We start from the raw sequence: 416 nt of genomic DNA, 5'->3' as shown, positions 1-416 counted from the left end.
GTTCGAACAGCGCCTGGCCGAGCTGCTTTTCCGTGCGCTTGATCTGCTGGCTGACGGCGCTGGCCGAGACGTTGAGCTCGCCGGCCGCCGCCGCGAGCGAGCCCAGCCGGGCGACGGTTTCGACGGCGCGCAGGCCGTTCAGATGGACGCGGTTCAGCACAGTCATGTAGATTTTCTAAAACGGCAATCGGGAAATCTCAATTGAAACCCGGCACGAAAAGGCTGATTTTTGGGGCTGAAGCCCGACCATTGGAGGCAATTCGATGAAGATTTTATCATTGCTCAAGGTCTTTTCCGCCGATGACGCACGGCGAAACCGCCATGATGGCGAGATTACCCGCTGGATCGTCGACCCGTTGTCGCATCCTGTATTCGACACCATGTCGGAGCGCGAACTGGGCGATGTCCCCTTCCGG

The 416-nt window shown here is 59.4% G+C and carries 1 protein-coding gene; it reads right to left on the bottom strand.

Features of this window, described 5'->3' with window-relative positions; genetic code table 11:
- Positions 1–166: LysR family transcriptional regulator (locus EN807_RS32780; RefSeq protein ID WP_135937951.1), on the bottom strand; the 166-nt coding region annotated here is incomplete at its 3' end.
- Positions 167–416 lie beyond the last annotated feature (250 nt).

Origin of the sequence: Mesorhizobium sp. M5C.F.Ca.ET.164.01.1.1 (genome assembly GCF_004792125.1) — a bacterium.
Taxonomy (GTDB): domain Bacteria; phylum Pseudomonadota; class Alphaproteobacteria; order Rhizobiales; family Rhizobiaceae; genus Mesorhizobium; species Mesorhizobium wenxiniae.
Note: the sequence above shows the minus strand (reverse complement) of the source record. Positions and strands in the feature narration are given on the sequence as shown.